Origin of the sequence: Kribbella sp. NBC_00382, from assembly GCF_036067295.1 — a bacterium.
Taxonomy (GTDB): domain Bacteria; phylum Actinomycetota; class Actinomycetes; order Propionibacteriales; family Kribbellaceae; genus Kribbella.
On record NZ_CP107954.1, the window covers coordinates 8,167,284 to 8,181,037 of the forward strand.

The window sequence follows — 13,754 nt, forward strand, 5'->3', positions numbered from 1 at the left end:
CTCATCTCAGTCGCAGGGCTGCGGATCCCGTACCGCGACCGCCCGGTCGACCAGCAGCCTGCCCTTCTCCCGGACCAGCTGGTACCGGTTGTCGAGCCGGTTGCAGGTCTGGCCGAGCGCGCCGGCGCTGTTCGGCGAGAACAGCACGCTGTACGTCACCCGGGCGTTGACCGTCTCCCCCACCTGGGTCACCTCGATGATCCGGGGACCGAACAGGTACGACGTCTGGTGGTGCTGGCGGTCCTCCTCCTCGGTGAGGTTCTTGGCGAGTCGCGTCGAGTAGAGCGCCCTCAGACCGACGAAATCGTGCCTGTTCGTGGTGGTCATGAACGCGCCGATCAGCGTCTGGACCTCGCCCGCGAGCGGCGTGTTGGCCACGGTCAGCTCGGGCACGATCGCGGCCTGCGGTCCACGCGAGCGGACGCAGGTGCCACCGGGTTCGGGGGTGATGCCGGGCTGGCCCGTACCGGCGTACTGGCGCAGTTTCGCGGCCGGGACGATCGTCGCCGTCTGCACCGTGTCGCCGGTGATCAGGCCGATCACGCGCCCGGAGCCGTCCAGGGCCGGCCCGCCGAGTTTCGTTGCGTTGAGCACCGATGCCAGCGGCGTGGGGCTCTTCGCCGTACCGAGCGGCTGGATCGTCTGCGACCCGTTGGCGATGAACCCGACCACCGCCCGGTCAGCGCTAGCGGGTGGCTCCTTCGACGCCAACTCAGCTGCGGGGTTGGGCAGTTGGCCGATCATCCGCAGTACTGCGACGCCGTCGGCGCTACTGCCGAGCACGTTGGCCCGGCGGACGTCACCGGTCGACGTCACCAGCGCGACGGCCATCGGCTTCTTGATCGCCGAGGCGGCGGTCAGTACCAGCCCGTCGTCGAGCAGTACGCCGGTTGCGATGCCGGTGCCCTCGCAGGTGGTGGCGAGGATCTTGACGACGCTCGGACCGGCCGTCTCGAGCACCCCGGCCGCGTTCAGGGTCAGGCTGTCCTGGCGGATCAGCCAGCCGGCGCCCGCGCCCAGGACTAGTACGAAGACGACCAGCGGAACCACGAATCGCGGCCGGAACCTCGGCGGCAACGGCGGCTGCGTGGTCACGGCCGGCCGACGAGGCGGTGGCGCCTCGATCGAGGTCAGCGGAGTCAGTACTCCGGACGGGACGCGGCGAGGCGGCTTCGGCAGCTCTCGCCTGCCGCTGTCCACCATCGACTACCCCCTGATCACCCGCTTCGGCCCGTTGCGTCACCGATTGTGTCAAACGCCCGGCCCACCACGAGGGTGGGCCGGGCGTCCGGCGTACAGGTGTTGCGTGTTCCTGGACCAGGGGTCAGCGAGCCGCGCTGCCCTCGACGTAGTCGTCGTCGTGCGACTTGACCCATGCCATCAGGCCGCGCAGCTCCTTGCCGACAGCCTCGATCGGGTGCTCGGCGCTCTTCTTGCGGAACTCGGCGAACTCCGGCGCGCCGGCGTCCTGGTCGGCGATGAAGCGGGCCGCGAAGGTGCCGTCGGTGATGTCGCCGAGGACCTCCTTCATCCGCTGCTTGACCGACTCGTCGATGATCCGCGGGCCGGAGACGTAGTCGCCGTACTCGGCGGTGTCGGAGACCGACCAGCGCTGCTTGGCGATGCCGCCTTCGTAGATCAGGTCGACGATCAGCTTGAGCTCGTGCAGGCACTCGAAGTAGGCGACCTCCGGCTGGTAGCCGGCCTCGGTCAGTACCTCGAAGCCGGACTGGATCAGCTGCGAGACGCCACCGCAGAGGACGGCCTGCTCACCGAACAGGTCGGTCTCGGTCTCCTCGGTGAAGGTGGTCTTGATACCGCCGGCGCGGAGGCCGCCGATGCCCTTGGCGTAGGACAGCGCGAGGTCCCAGGCCTTGCCGGACGCGTCCTGCTCGACGGCGACGAGCACCGGTACGCCGCGACCCTCGGAGAACTCACGACGGACCAGGTGGCCGGGGCCCTTCGGCGCGACCATGAAGACGTCGACGCCGGCCGGGGGCTTGATGTAGCCGAACCGGATGTTGAAGCCGTGGCCGAAGACGAGCGCGTCGCCGTCGACCAGGTTCGGCTCGATGGCCTCCTTGTACAGGGAGCGCTGGGCCGGGTCCGGCGCGAGCACGACGATCACGTCGGCCTCCTCGCACGCCTCGAACGGGGTGAGCACCCGCAGGCCCTGGGCCTCGGCCTTGGCGCGGCTCTTCGAGCCCTCCGGCAGGCCGACCCGGACGTCGACGCCGGAGTCGCGCAGCGACAGCGCGTGGGCGTGGCCCTGGCTGCCGAAGCCGAGCACGGCCACGTTGCGGCCCTGGATCACCGACAGGTCGGCGTTGTCGTCATAGAACATTTCTGCTGCCACTTGGAGCTCGTCTCCTTGATTTCTTTTTGATGAGGGTTGTAGCTCAGGCCTGGCGGGCGGGAGCGGGACGGTGACCCGGCGGCGGGTGCGGCACCGGGTGATTCGGGTTGGCCGGGTTGGCCGGTGTGCTCGGGGCGCTCGGGGTGCCGTTGGTCGTACCGGCCGGGCGGGCCTGCAGCGTCGGGGACCCGGTCGCCACGTGTGGCGGCGGTACCGGGACCGGGCGCAGGGTGCGGTCGGAGATGGAGCGGCTGCCCCGCCCGATCGCGACCATGCCGGACTGAACCAGCTCGCGGACGCCGAAGGGTTCCAGCACCCGGAGCATGGCTTCGAGCTTCTCGGGGTTACCGGTGGCCTCGATGGTGATCGCGTCCGGCGCGACGTCCACCACCTTCGCACGGAACAGCTGGACGGTCTCCAGCACCTGTCCGCGGCTCAGGGTGTCCGCCTTGACCTTCACCAGCAGCAGTTCACGCTGCACGGTGGCGGTCGGCTCGAGCTCGACGATCTTGATCACGTTGATCAGCTTGTTCAGCTGCTTGGTGATCTGCTCCAAAGGCTGCTCGTCCACGCTGACCGCGATGGTCATCCGGGACACCTCGGGGTGCTCGGTCGGGCCGACGGCCAGTGAGTCGATGTTGAACCCGCGGCGCGAGATGAGCGCCGCGACCCGAGCCAGAACACCGTGCTTGTTCTCGACCAGGATGCTCAGGGTGTGCTTGGACATTTACAGCTCCTCCCCATCCCACTGCGGGGCCAGGTCGCGGGCGAACTGGATGTCGTCGTTGCTGCTGCCGGCCGCCACCATCGGCCAGACCATTGCGTCGCGGTGCACGACGAAGTCGACCACGACCGGCTGATCGGTGACCGACATCGCCTTGTCGATGGTGGCGTCGACCGACTCCTTGTCGGAGCAGCGCAGCCCGACGCAGCCCATCGCCTCGGCCAGCTTGGCGAAGTCCGGGATCCGGGCCGAGTGCAGGTCGGTGTTGGAGTACCGCTTGTCGTAGAACAGCGTCTGCCACTGCCGGACCATGCCCAGCGACTGGTTGTTGATCACCGCGACCTTGATCGGGATGCCCTCCAGCGCGCAGGTGACGAGCTCCTGATTCGTCATCTGGAAGCAGCCGTCGCCGTCGATCGCCCAGACGGTCTTGTCCGGCCGCGCGACCTTCGCGCCCATCGCCGCGGGCACGGAGTACCCCATGGTGCCGAGGCCGCCGGAGTTCAGCCAGTGCATCGGCTTCTCGAACGGCAGGTAGTGCGCGGCCCACATCTGGTGCTGGCCGACGCCGCTGGTGTAGATCGCGTCCGGTCCGGCGATCTGGCCGATCCGCTGGATCACGTGCTGCGGGGACAGACTGCCGTCCTCCGGCTCGTCGAAGCCGACCGGGTACTTCGCCCGGACCGCCTCGAGCTGGGCGCGCCAGGTGGAGTAGTCCGGGGTCTTGCCGTTGCTCGCGATCTCGCTGTTCAGCGCCGCGATCAGATCGACGATGACCTCCTTGCAGTCACCCACGATCGGGACGTCGGCGTGCCGATTCTTGCCGATCTCGGCCGGGTCGATGTCCGCGTGGATCACCTTGGCCTCGGGCGCGAACGAGCTCAGCTTGCCGGTCACCCGGTCGTCGAAGCGGGCGCCCAGGCAGATCAGCAGGTCGGACCGCTGCAGCGCACCGACGGCCGAGACCGAACCGTGCATGCCCGGCATGCCGAAGTGCAGCTCGTGCGTGTCGGGCAGCGCACCCCGTGCCATCAGCGTGGTGACGACGGGGATGCCGTGCTGCTCGGCCAGTTCCTTCAGCTCGACGTGTGCCTTGGCGCGGATCACGCCGCCGCCGACGTACAGGACCGGCTTCTCCGCGGCGGCGATCAGGCGGGCCGCCTCGCGCACCTGCTTGGGGTGCGGGCGGGTCACCGGGCGGTAGCCGGGTAGCGAGAGCTCGGTCGGCCAGCGGAAGTCGACCATCGCCTGCATGGCGTCCTTGGTCACGTCGACCAGGACCGGGCCGGGGCGGCCGGTGCTCGCGATGTGGAAGGCCTCGGCGATCGTACTGGCGATCTCGTTCGGGTCGTTGACCAGGAAGTTGTGCTTGGTGATCGGCATCGTGATGCCGCGGATGTCCGCCTCCTGGAAGGCGTCCGTACCGATCGCCGCGCTGGCCACCTGGCCGGTGATCGCGACCATCGGCACCGAGTCCATGTACGCGTCGGCGATCGGCGTCACCAGGTTGGTCGCGCCCGGGCCCGAGGTCGCCATGCAGACGCCGGTCTTGCCGGTCGCCGAGGCGTAGCCCTGGGCTGCGTGGCCGGCGCCCTGCTCGTGACGTACCAGGATGTGGCGGATCTGGGTCGAGTCGAGCATCGGGTCGTACGCCGGGAGGATCGCGCCGCCCGGGATGCCGAAGACGGTGTCCACTCCGGCATGTTCCAGTGCGCGGATCAGAGCCTGTGCTCCGGTCAGCTGCTCACTCATGGTGCCTTCCCTTGGTCGTCACTGCTGCTACTACTGCCAGACAAAAGACTGCGGCCGATACAAAGAAAAAGCCCCCTCCGCCGGGTGGGCTGAAGGGGGCGCGCTCGACTCGAAGGTCGCGTCAGTCGGCGCGCCGCACAAGTACGAGAAGAATCGATCGCATGCAGTCACCTTCGCCGACTCCTCTCGATCCGGTCAAGCCTGACACAGGTCCATCTCATGAGTTGAGACGGCCGTCTTACGTTTAAGCCAGTTTAGGAGATGCAGACAGCGCCTTGAGAGGCGGAGGTGACAAGTCGCCGGTACTTGCCCAGCACGCCCCTGGTGATCGCGGGCTCCTTGGGCGTCCAACCCTCGCTGCGCCGTTGCAGCTCATCGGCATCCACGTGCAGGTCGAGGGTGCGGTTCTTGACGTCCAGGGTGATCCGGTCGCCGTCGCGGACGAACGCGATCGGGCCGCCGTCGACCGCCTCGGGCGCGACGTGGCCGACGCAGAGTCCCGTAGTACCGCCGGAGAAGCGGCCGTCGGTCAGCAGCAGCACGTCCTTGCCGAGGCCGGCGCCCTTGATCGCGCCGGTGACGGCCAGCATCTCGCGCATCCCCGGGCCGCCCTTCGGACCTTCGTAGCGGATCACCACGACGTCGCCGGGCTTGAGTTCGCCGACGGCGTCCATCGCACCGCGCTCGCCGTCGAAGACGCGCGCAGTACCTTCGAAGACGTCCTCGTCGAAGCCGGCGCTCTTCACCACGGCACCATCCGGGGCGAGGCTGCCCTTGAGAATGGTGATGCCACCGGTGCCGTGGATCGGCTTGTCCAGCGCGCGGATGATCGTGCCGTCGACGTCCGGCGGGGCGATGTCGGCGAGGTTCTCGGCCATCGTCTTGCCGGTCACCGTCATGCAGTCACCGTGCAATAGACCGGCGTCGAGCAGCGCGCGCATGACGACCGGGATGCCGCCGACGCGGTCGACATCCGTCATCACGTACCGGCCGAACGGCTTCAGGTCGCCCAGGTGCGGGACCTTGTCGCCGACCCGGTTGAAGTCGTCGAGGGTGAGGTCGACCTCGGCCTCGCGGGCGATCGCGAGCAGGTGAAGGACGGCGTTGGTCGAACCGCCGAGCGCCATCACGACGGCGATCGCGTTCTCGAACGCTTCCTTGGTGAGGATCTGCCTTGCCGTGATCCCTTTTGTGAGCAGGTTGACCACCGCCTCGCCTGACTTGCGGGCGAAACCGTCTCTACGTCGGTCGACCGCAGGCGGTGCTGCCGAGCCGGGCAGCGACATCCCGAGCGCCTCGGCCGCGGAGGCCATCGTGTTCGCCGTGTACATGCCACCGCAGGCGCCCTCCCCCGGGCAGATCGCGCGCTCGACGGCGTCGACCTCCTCGCGGGTGATCAGCCCGCGCACACACGCGCCGACGGCCTCGAAGGCGTCGATGATGGTGACGTCCTTGTCCCCGAGCTTGCCGGGCATGATCGATCCGGCGTACAGGAAGACACTCGCCAGATCGAGTCGGGCCGCGGCCATCAGCATGCCCGGCAGCGACTTGTCACAGCCGGCCAGCAGGACGGATCCGTCGAGCCGCTCGGCCTCCATCACCGTCTCGACCGAGTCGGCGATGATCTCGCGGCTGACCAGCGAGTAGTGCATGCCGACGTGGCCCATCGAGATGCCGTCGGACACGCTGATCGTGCCGAACTCGAGCGGATACCCCTTGGCCGCGTGCACGCCGTCCTTGACCGCCTTCGCGAGCCGGTCGAGGGACAGGTTGCACGGGGTGATCTCGTTCCAGCTCGAGGCGACCCCGATCTGCGGCTTGGCCCAGTCGTCGTCCCCCATCCCGACGGCCCGCAACATGCCCCGCGAGGCCGTCGCCTCCAGCCCATCGGTGACCGTGCGGCTTCTCGGCTTGATATCAACCATGGGGTCACTCTATTCCGTAGTCAAATAATTACTATGGGTTGCCAAAGTCGGTAGGTATGTAACAAGGTGGCTGGTGTTCCATCACCTACCGAAGGAGTTCCTACGATGCGCCCTCCCTGGAAGAAGCTCGCGCCCGCCCTGTTGCTGGGTGGTGCACTGCTCTCGGCGAGTTCGGTCACGGCGGCGGCGGTACCGGCTGCTGTCCCTGCTGTTTTGCCTGCTGTTGCTGATGTGCGTACTGCGATCGTCGACGCCGCCAACGGTGAGATCGGGCAGGGCGAGACGCCACCCGGCAGCAACTGCAACCCGTACGGTCCGTGCGAGGCCTGGTGCGCGCACTTCGCGACCTGGACCTGGCGGCAGGCCGGGATCACCATCCCCAACTACGGCTTCACCGGTGACATCTACACCTGGGGCCAGGGCAAGGGGCGCGCGCACTCGACCAACACCGGTATGCAGCCGGGTGACATCGTGCTCTACGGCACCGGGCCGCAGAACACGAACACCAGCGTGCACACCGGTGTAGTGGTTGCTGTCGGCAACGGCAAGATCACCACGGTCGAGGGCAACGCGAGCAACGCAGTACGGAAGTTCGGCCCGTTCGACCCGACCCACGCCAAGGCCGCCGGGCGTCCCGGCAACATCTACGGCTGGGTCGCCGCGCAGTAGATCTCTGGTTGGCCATCCAACGTGCCTGGATGGCCGCTCCTCAGTCCAGAACGAGCATCAAAGCTTCGAAGCCGGTCGCAGACCTGCTGGAGTGCCCGGTCCCCGTGGTGTCCTCCACCAGCAGCACATCTCCCGGCCGCCCGATCACCGTCTCCCCGGACGCAGTCACCTCACACTCACCAGCCAGTACTACGACCAGCCGCCGCCCCGCCTCCGGCTGCTCAGGATGCCCCCCACCCGCCGGCCCCCGCACCACCATCGCGGCCGACGCCTTGAGCGGCGCCGAAGCACTCAACTCCCCCACCCCCGGCACCGCAGGCAACAACTCCGGCCCCCACCCCTCAAACCGAGCCTTGCCATCCACATCCGCAAACAACCGCCACATCGTCATGCCACCCACTACGAAGCCCACACCCACACCGGATCAGCCATTCCGCCGGCTCTCGGATCAGCCATCCCCGCCCCGGATCACCCATCCCAGCCGACCCGGATCACCCATCTCCGCGGCCATCAGATCAACCGCCTGCCAGGCCCCGGACGAGCGCTCCCTGGTCACCCACGACGCGGACGCCTTCCTTCGCCAACCACCCGCGACGCGAGCGCCCGGCCTTCACCGACCACCCGCGACGGGGACGCCTCCGCTTCACGAACCCCGCAACGCCTCCGATTCGTCAGCCGCCGGCGACGCTGGGGAGGATGAGGAGTTCGTCGCCGTCGGAGAGCTTGGTGTCGAGGGCGTTGAGGTCGCGGATGTTGTCGTTGCCGAGGAAGACGTTGACGTGACGGCGGAGGGCGCCTTGCTCATCGGTCAGGCGACGACGCAACGCGGGATGCTCCGTCTCCAGCACGGCGAAGACCGAGCCCACAGTTACCTCGCCGGAGACGTCGACCTCCACCCGCTCCGCTCCCCCGGCGAACGGTCTCAGCACCGTCGGGAGCTTGACCGCCACGGACATCAGCCGAGCACCGCCGCGCGCACGGTCAGTACGTCGGGCAGATGGCGAGCCACCTCGGTCCAGTTGTCGCCGGCATCCGCGCTCGCGTAGACACACCCATCACGCGTTCCGACGTACACCCCAGCCGGGTCCGCTTGGTCCACGCACAGAGCGTCGCGTAGTACCGGCGCATATGACGGAACGTCCGGCAGGCCATTCGTGAGCGCCTCCCAGGTCGCACCGGCATCACGAGAGCGATAGACGCGGCATTTCGCGTCGGTCGGGATCCGGTTGCCGTCCGCGATCAACGGGAAGACATAGACGGTCGCCGGCTCATGCGGATGCACCACGATCGGGAACCCGAAGTCCGACGGCAGTCCGTCCGCGATCGACTTCCAGATCACGCCACCATCGTCCGAGCGGTAGACACCATGATGGTTCTGGGCGAACAACCGCTCCGGTACGTCGGGATGCCCGGCAAGCTTGTGCACACACTGGCCGAACTCCGGATCCGGGTCAGGCATGAAGTACGCCTTGATGCCGTGATTCGCCGGCTCCCACGACTCGCCCCCGTCGGCCGTCTGGTAGACGCCACCGGTCGACATCGCGACGCTCATCCCTTGCGGATCAGTCGGATGCGGCAGCACGGTATGGATCGCCTGGCCGCCGAATCCCGCACCCCAGTCCTTGCGATGCGGGTGATCCCACAACCCGCGGACCAACTCGAAGCGGACTCCACCATCGGTCGACCTCCAGAGCGAGGACGGTTGCGCACCGGCGTACACGACTCCGGGCTGGTCCTCCGGCGCAGGCTGGATCTGCCAGACGCGCTCCAGCGATGCGTCGTCACCGGTCTTGAAGCCGATCGAGCCCTCCGGCGGCTCGTCCCACGTCTGGCCGAGGTCGTCGGAGTGGAAGACGGCCGGCCCCCAGTGCTCGCTGGTGCCACCCGCGAAGAGCCGCGGCCGCTCGCCACGCGTGTCGATGCCGACCGAGTAGATCCCCTGCATCTCGAACTTCGGCCCGTCGAGTGTCCACTCGCGGCGCTCGGTGTCGCTCCGGCCGATCCAGAGCCCCTTCTTGGTCCCGATCAGCAACACGGTCTCGGACATCTTTGTCCATCTCCATCAGTCTGCACAGGTGTACCGCGCGGTCGGTCTGCGCGGCTGCGGCACCGCGCAACGGGTCAGGTCAGCGCGGCGGCCCCGCGACGACGTTGATCAGCGGTACGCCGGTGACGTACCGCTCGAGTTGGGCTCGTACCAGTCGGGCGACGCGCGGAGCGAAGGCGGTCGAGGCGCCGCCGCGATGCGGGTTGATGAGGATGTTGGGCGCGGACCAGAGCGGATGGCCCGCGGGCAGCGGCTCGGGATCCGTCACGTCGACGGCAGCGCTGATCCTCTTGGTGGTCAACTCGGCGAGCAGCGCCTCCGTGTCGACCACGACGCCGCGGGCGACGTTGATCAACAGCGCGCCGTCCTTGAGCCGAGCGAGGAACTTGGCGTCGACCATCCCCCGCGTCTCGGGCGTCGCAGGTGTCAGCAGGACGACGACATCGGCGCGCGGCAGCAGGTCTGGCAGGTCGGTGATCGGGTGGACGCCTTCGCGGGCCCTTCGCGCGACGCGGATGATGTCGCACTCGAACCCGTCCAGCCGCCGCTCCAACGCCTCCCCGATCGAGCCGTATCCGAGGATCAGCACGGTCCGGTCGGCGAGCGAGTCGTCCAGCTCCTGGTACGACGACGGCCACTCGCCGTGCTCCTGGTTCCTCACCGCCTGCGGCAACCGGCGGTACGACGCCAGAATCAGCCCGACCGCCAACTCGGCCGTCGACGCGTCGTGCACACCCCGCGCGTTGCACAAGGTGACGCCGTCCCGGAGTTGCGGCAGCAGGTTCTCGAAGCCGGCCGTCTGGGTCTGGATGACCTTCAACGCGGGCATCTCGGCGATGACCTCGATGACCTCGGACGACCCCATGTAGCTCGGCACGTAGAACTCGACAGCGTCCAGCGCCGGCCGCGCGCCGCCTGCGTAGTACTGCGCGTCGACGCCCGCGGGCAGCCCTCCGAGGAACCCGTCCGGGTCCTCCCACGGCAGCAATGCCTTCACCAAATCACCCATGCCCGCAACTTACTCGCCTGCACGGACAGGATGAAGCGACCTCCCGCTCGATCCACAGGACCACTGGATCGAGTGGTCCTAAAGTGCACTCCAAGTGCACTAGAAGTGCACGGAGAATTCCGTGCCGACGACAATTTCGCGTCGTACTCTGAACAGGTGCCTACGACATCGGATCTGGCCTCGACTCTCGATCACGATCAGGCCGTCGGGCGGCTGCGGTCGTCCTACCAGCGCATCCCGGCGGGGGCACCGGTCCGCCTCGCGAAGCGCAGCTCCAACCTGTTCCGGCCCAGAACCGCGGTCGACACCCCGGGCCTGGACGTCTCCGGGCTGACCGGGGTGATCTCCGTCGATCCGGTCGGCCGCACCGCCGACGTACAGGGCATGTGCACGTACGAGGACCTGGTCGCCGCGACTCTCCCGCACGGCCTGACGCCAATGGTGGTCCCTCAGCTGCGCACGATCACGCTCGGCGGCGCCGTGACCGGCCTAGGCATCGAGTCCTCGTCATACCGGGCTGGTCTCCCGCACGAATCAGTGCTCGAGATGGACATCCTCACCGGCGACGGCGAGATCGTCACCGCCCGCCCCGACGGCGAGCACGCCGAACTGTTCCGCACCTTCCCCAATTCGTACGGCTCCCTCGGCTACGCGACCCGCCTGCGGATCGAGCTCGACCGCATCTCCCCGTACGTCGCCCTGCGGCACGTCCGGCTCGGCCTGGACGAGCTCGGGCCGGCCATCGAGTCGATCGTTGCCGACGGCACGTATGCGGGCGAGCCGGTGCATTTCGTCGACGGCGTCGCGTTCAGCCCCGACGAGGCGTATCTGACACTGGGACGGAACAGCGATACCGCAGTACAGGTGAGTGACTACACCGGTCAGCAGATCTTCTACAAGTCGATCCAGCAACGATCGACCGATGCGCTGACCGCGCACGACTATCTGTGGCGCTGGGACACCGACTGGTTCTGGTGCTCGGCGGCCTTCGGCGCGCAGAACCCTTATATCCGGCGGGTCTGGCCGCGCAGGCTGAGGCGCAGCGACGTCTACCACAAGATCATCGGCCTGGAGAACCGCCATCAAGTTGCCGCGCGCATCAATCGCCGGCGCGGCAACCCGGACCGCGAGCGGGTCGTCCAGGACGTGGAGATCCCGGCGTCGCGACTGGCCGGTTTCCTGCGCTGGTTCGACGCCGAGGTGGGGATGCGCCCGGTCTGGCTGTGCCCGCTGCGCCTGCGCGGCTCCTCGGCCTGGCCTCTCTACCCGCTCGAGCCCGGCGAGACCTATGTCAACGTGGGCTTCTGGGGCACCGTCGCGATCGCTCCTGGCGCCGCCGACGGTGACGTGAACCGGCGCATCGAGGCGGCGGTCGCCGACTTCGACGGGCATAAGTCCTTGTACTCCGACGCTTACTACGACCGTGACACCTTTGACCGGCTCTACAACGTACCGGCGCTGACCGCGGTGAAAGAACGCTACGACCCCGACGCCCGGCTCACCGGGCTCTACGAGAAGGCGGTGACGCGCCGATGACGGCAACGATCCCGACGCAGATTTCGATCGCAGCAGCGCTCACCGCGGTGGCGCCCGAAGGACTTCCCTTCCGCTTCACCGCGTACGACGGCAGCGCGACCGGACCCGAAGACTCCCCGATCCACATGCACCTGGCCACCGAACGCGGCCTGTCGTATGTGTTGACGGCTCCCGGTGACCTCGGACTCGTTCGCGCCTACGTGCAAGGCGATCTGGAGATCAAGGGCATCCATCCGGGCAACCCGTACGACCTGATGAAGATGATGCTCAACCACGTCCACTTCGAGCGCCCGACCCCGTCGGAGGCGCTGCGCATCGTCCGCGGCCTCGGCTGGAGCCACCTCAAGCCGCCGCCCCCGCCGCCGCAGGAGCACCTGCCCAAGTGGCGCCGCACCTTCGAAGGCCTCCGCCACTCGAAGACCCGCGACAAGGCCGCGATCCACCACCACTACGACGTCTCGAACACCTTCTACGAGTACATCCTCGGCCCGTCGATGACGTACACCTGCGCCGTCTACCCGACCGCCGACGCAACCCTCGAAGAAGCCCAGTTCGAAAAGTACGACCTGGTAGCCCGCAAGCTGGACCTCAAACCCGGCCAACGCCTGCTGGACGTAGGTTGCGGCTGGGGCGGCATGGTCCGCCACGCGGCCCGCGAGTACGGCGTGAAGTCCCTAGGCGTAACCCTCTCAGCCGCCCAAGCCGAGTGGGCCCAAGCCGCGATCAAACGCGAAGGCCTAGAGGACCTAGCCGAAGTCCGCTTCTCCGACTACCGAGACGTCTCGGAAACCAACTTCGACGCCATCAGCTCCATCGGCCTCACCGAACACATCGGCGTCCGCAACTACCCGTCCTACTTCGGCTTCTTGTTAGACCACCTGAAGCCCGGCGGCCGCCTCCTGAACCACTCCATCACCCGCCCAGACAACCGCTACCGCCCCACCGGCGCCTTCATAGACCGCTACATCTTCCCCGACGGCGAACTAATCGGCTCCGGCCGCATAATCGCCGACGCCCAAGACGCCGGCTTCGAAGTCCGCCACGAAGAAAACCTCAGAGAGCACTACGCCCTAACCCTCAACGCCTGGTCCAACAACCTTGTAGCCCACTGGGACGAAGCCGTCGCCGAAGTCGGCTACCCCACCGCAAAGGTCTGGGGCTTGTACCTAGCAGCCTGCCAAGTCGGCTTCGAACGCAACAACACCCAACTCCACCAGGTCCTAGCCGTAAAACTAGACGACCAAGCCAACGCCCACTTCCCCTTGCGCCCAACCTGGGGCAGCTGAACCGGTTACACAAGGGGTCTCTGCCGACCAGGCAGAGACCCCTGCTCTTGGACTCAACCGATCATGGCTACGACCAGCGGCACCGAGTCAGCGGCCAGATAGAAATGGCCCTCGTAGTATTCGAGATGGAAGTTGTCCCCCGGCCCCGCCGACTCGACAGCGAACGACTCGAAGTTTTCGCCAAGAAGGGCCAGATACTTCGCACCTCCAACAAATTCCAGCACACCTGAAACGGGCTCAGCGCGGAGGCTGACCAACAACTCGCCGGCCGCCCTCACGACGAGGCGCTCCAACGCCCCGTCGTACGGTCGTGGATCCGCAACTGGTTCGAGCACAATCTCGCCGCTCCCAGTTTTCAGTAGGTCGGCCAGCATCGCAAATTCGGAGCGCCTTCCGCTCAACTCGAATTCACCGGTTCGAGACGCGTAGAGCAGGTGCATCACCCGGTCA

At 67.5% G+C, this 13,754-nt stretch carries 13 protein-coding genes; 3 read left to right on the plus strand and 10 right to left on the minus strand.

The window, feature by feature from the left end; translation table 11 throughout:
• Positions 1-6: 6 nt before the first annotated feature.
• The 5 genes from OHA70_RS38355 to ilvD form a co-directional block, all read right to left on the minus strand.
• The gene (locus tag OHA70_RS38355) at positions 7-1,203 is read right to left on the minus strand and encodes a S1 family peptidase (protein WP_328326549.1); all 1,197 of its coding nucleotides are present in this window, start codon (positions 1,201-1,203) and stop codon (positions 7-9) included.
• A gap of 121 nt (positions 1,204-1,324) precedes the next feature.
• On the minus strand, positions 1,325-2,344 hold the full coding sequence (gene ilvC, locus OHA70_RS38360; protein ID WP_328335304.1) for a ketol-acid reductoisomerase: 1,020 nt from the start codon (positions 2,342-2,344) through the stop codon (positions 1,325-1,327).
• A gap of 55 nt (positions 2,345-2,399) precedes the next feature.
• On the minus strand, positions 2,400-3,083 hold the full coding sequence (gene ilvN, locus OHA70_RS38365) for an acetolactate synthase small subunit (RefSeq protein ID WP_442913857.1): 684 nt from the start codon (positions 3,081-3,083) through the stop codon (positions 2,400-2,402).
• Positions 3,084-4,832: an acetolactate synthase large subunit gene (locus OHA70_RS38370; RefSeq protein ID WP_328326551.1), complete on the minus strand. Its 1,749-nt coding sequence runs from the start codon at positions 4,830-4,832 to the stop codon at positions 3,084-3,086.
• A gap of 254 nt (positions 4,833-5,086) precedes the next feature.
• The gene (gene ilvD, locus OHA70_RS38375) at positions 5,087-6,757 is read right to left on the minus strand and encodes a dihydroxy-acid dehydratase (protein ID WP_328326553.1); all 1,671 of its coding nucleotides are present in this window, start codon (positions 6,755-6,757) and stop codon (positions 5,087-5,089) included.
• A gap of 105 nt (positions 6,758-6,862) precedes the next feature.
• On the opposite strand from ilvD, the gene OHA70_RS38380 reads away from it, so the two are divergent.
• Positions 6,863-7,426, plus strand: coding sequence for a CHAP domain-containing protein (locus OHA70_RS38380; RefSeq protein ID WP_328326555.1), 564 nt, complete (start codon positions 6,863-6,865; stop codon positions 7,424-7,426).
• 40 nt (positions 7,427-7,466) lie between these two features.
• On the opposite strand, the gene OHA70_RS38385 is transcribed toward OHA70_RS38380, so the two are convergent.
• The 4 genes from OHA70_RS38385 to OHA70_RS38400 all read right to left on the minus strand — a co-directional run bounded on the left by OHA70_RS38385 (position 7,467) and on the right by OHA70_RS38400 (position 10,482).
• The gene (locus OHA70_RS38385; protein WP_328326557.1) at positions 7,467-7,838 is read right to left on the minus strand and encodes a hypothetical protein; all 372 of its coding nucleotides are present in this window, start codon (positions 7,836-7,838) and stop codon (positions 7,467-7,469) included.
• 259 nt (positions 7,839-8,097) lie between these two features.
• On the minus strand, positions 8,098-8,382 hold the full coding sequence (locus OHA70_RS38390; RefSeq protein ID WP_328326559.1) for a ubiquitin-like small modifier protein 1: 285 nt from the start codon (positions 8,380-8,382) through the stop codon (positions 8,098-8,100).
• Positions 8,382-9,473: a WD40/YVTN/BNR-like repeat-containing protein gene (locus OHA70_RS38395; protein ID WP_328326561.1), complete on the minus strand. Its 1,092-nt coding sequence runs from the start codon at positions 9,471-9,473 to the stop codon at positions 8,382-8,384. The genes OHA70_RS38390 and OHA70_RS38395 overlap by 1 nt, the downstream gene beginning before the upstream one ends.
• Before the next feature lie 79 nt (positions 9,474-9,552).
• Complete coding sequence (locus OHA70_RS38400) at positions 9,553-10,482, minus strand: 2-hydroxyacid dehydrogenase (protein ID WP_328326563.1); 930 nt, start codon at positions 10,480-10,482, stop codon at positions 9,553-9,555.
• Between the two features lie 156 nt (positions 10,483-10,638).
• Here OHA70_RS38400 and OHA70_RS38405 point away from each other — a divergent pair, with 156 nt between their 5' ends.
• Together OHA70_RS38405 and OHA70_RS38410 are read left to right on the plus strand one after the other, a co-directional pair.
• Positions 10,639-12,018 (plus strand): FAD-binding oxidoreductase, encoded by a 1,380-nt coding sequence (locus tag OHA70_RS38405; protein ID WP_328326565.1) that lies wholly within the window; start codon positions 10,639-10,641, stop codon positions 12,016-12,018.
• Entirely contained in the window at positions 12,015-13,304 is a 1,290-nt protein-coding gene (locus tag OHA70_RS38410; RefSeq protein ID WP_328326567.1) for a cyclopropane-fatty-acyl-phospholipid synthase family protein, read from the plus strand. The genes OHA70_RS38405 and OHA70_RS38410 overlap by 4 nt, the downstream gene beginning before the upstream one ends.
• A gap of 53 nt (positions 13,305-13,357) precedes the next feature.
• Here OHA70_RS38410 and OHA70_RS38415 read toward each other — a convergent pair whose 3' ends face one another.
• On the minus strand, positions 13,358-13,744 hold the full coding sequence (locus tag OHA70_RS38415; RefSeq protein WP_442913916.1) for an Imm32 family immunity protein: 387 nt from the start codon (positions 13,742-13,744) through the stop codon (positions 13,358-13,360).
• Positions 13,745-13,754 lie beyond the last annotated feature (10 nt).

Excerpts from the sequence above, each read along its gene's own strand:
- OHA70_RS38355 (WP_328326549.1), bottom strand. The coding sequence starts at position 1,203 with ATGGTGGACAGCGGCAGGCGAGAGCTGCCGAAGCCGCCTCGCCGCGTC.
- ilvC (WP_328335304.1), bottom strand. The coding sequence starts at position 2,344 with ATGTTCTATGACGACAACGCCGACCTGTCGGTGATCCAGGGCCGCAAC.
- ilvN (WP_442913857.1), bottom strand. The coding sequence starts at position 3,083 with ATGTCCAAGCACACCCTGAGCATCCTGGTCGAGAACAAGCACGGTGTT.
- OHA70_RS38370 (WP_328326551.1), bottom strand. The coding sequence starts at position 4,832 with ATGAGTGAGCAGCTGACCGGAGCACAGGCTCTGATCCGCGCACTGGAA.
- ilvD (WP_328326553.1), bottom strand. The coding sequence starts at position 6,757 with ATGGTTGATATCAAGCCGAGAAGCCGCACGGTCACCGATGGGCTGGAG.
- OHA70_RS38380 (WP_328326555.1), top strand. The coding sequence starts at position 6,863 with ATGCGCCCTCCCTGGAAGAAGCTCGCGCCCGCCCTGTTGCTGGGTGGT.
- OHA70_RS38390 (WP_328326559.1), bottom strand. The coding sequence starts at position 8,382 with ATGTCCGTGGCGGTCAAGCTCCCGACGGTGCTGAGACCGTTCGCCGGG.
- OHA70_RS38395 (WP_328326561.1), bottom strand. The coding sequence starts at position 9,473 with ATGTCCGAGACCGTGTTGCTGATCGGGACCAAGAAGGGGCTCTGGATC.
- OHA70_RS38400 (WP_328326563.1), bottom strand. The coding sequence starts at position 10,482 with ATGGGTGATTTGGTGAAGGCATTGCTGCCGTGGGAGGACCCGGACGGG.
- OHA70_RS38410 (WP_328326567.1), top strand. The coding sequence starts at position 12,015 with ATGACGGCAACGATCCCGACGCAGATTTCGATCGCAGCAGCGCTCACC.
- OHA70_RS38415 (WP_442913916.1), bottom strand. The coding sequence starts at position 13,744 with ATGCACCTGCTCTACGCGTCTCGAACCGGTGAATTCGAGTTGAGCGGA.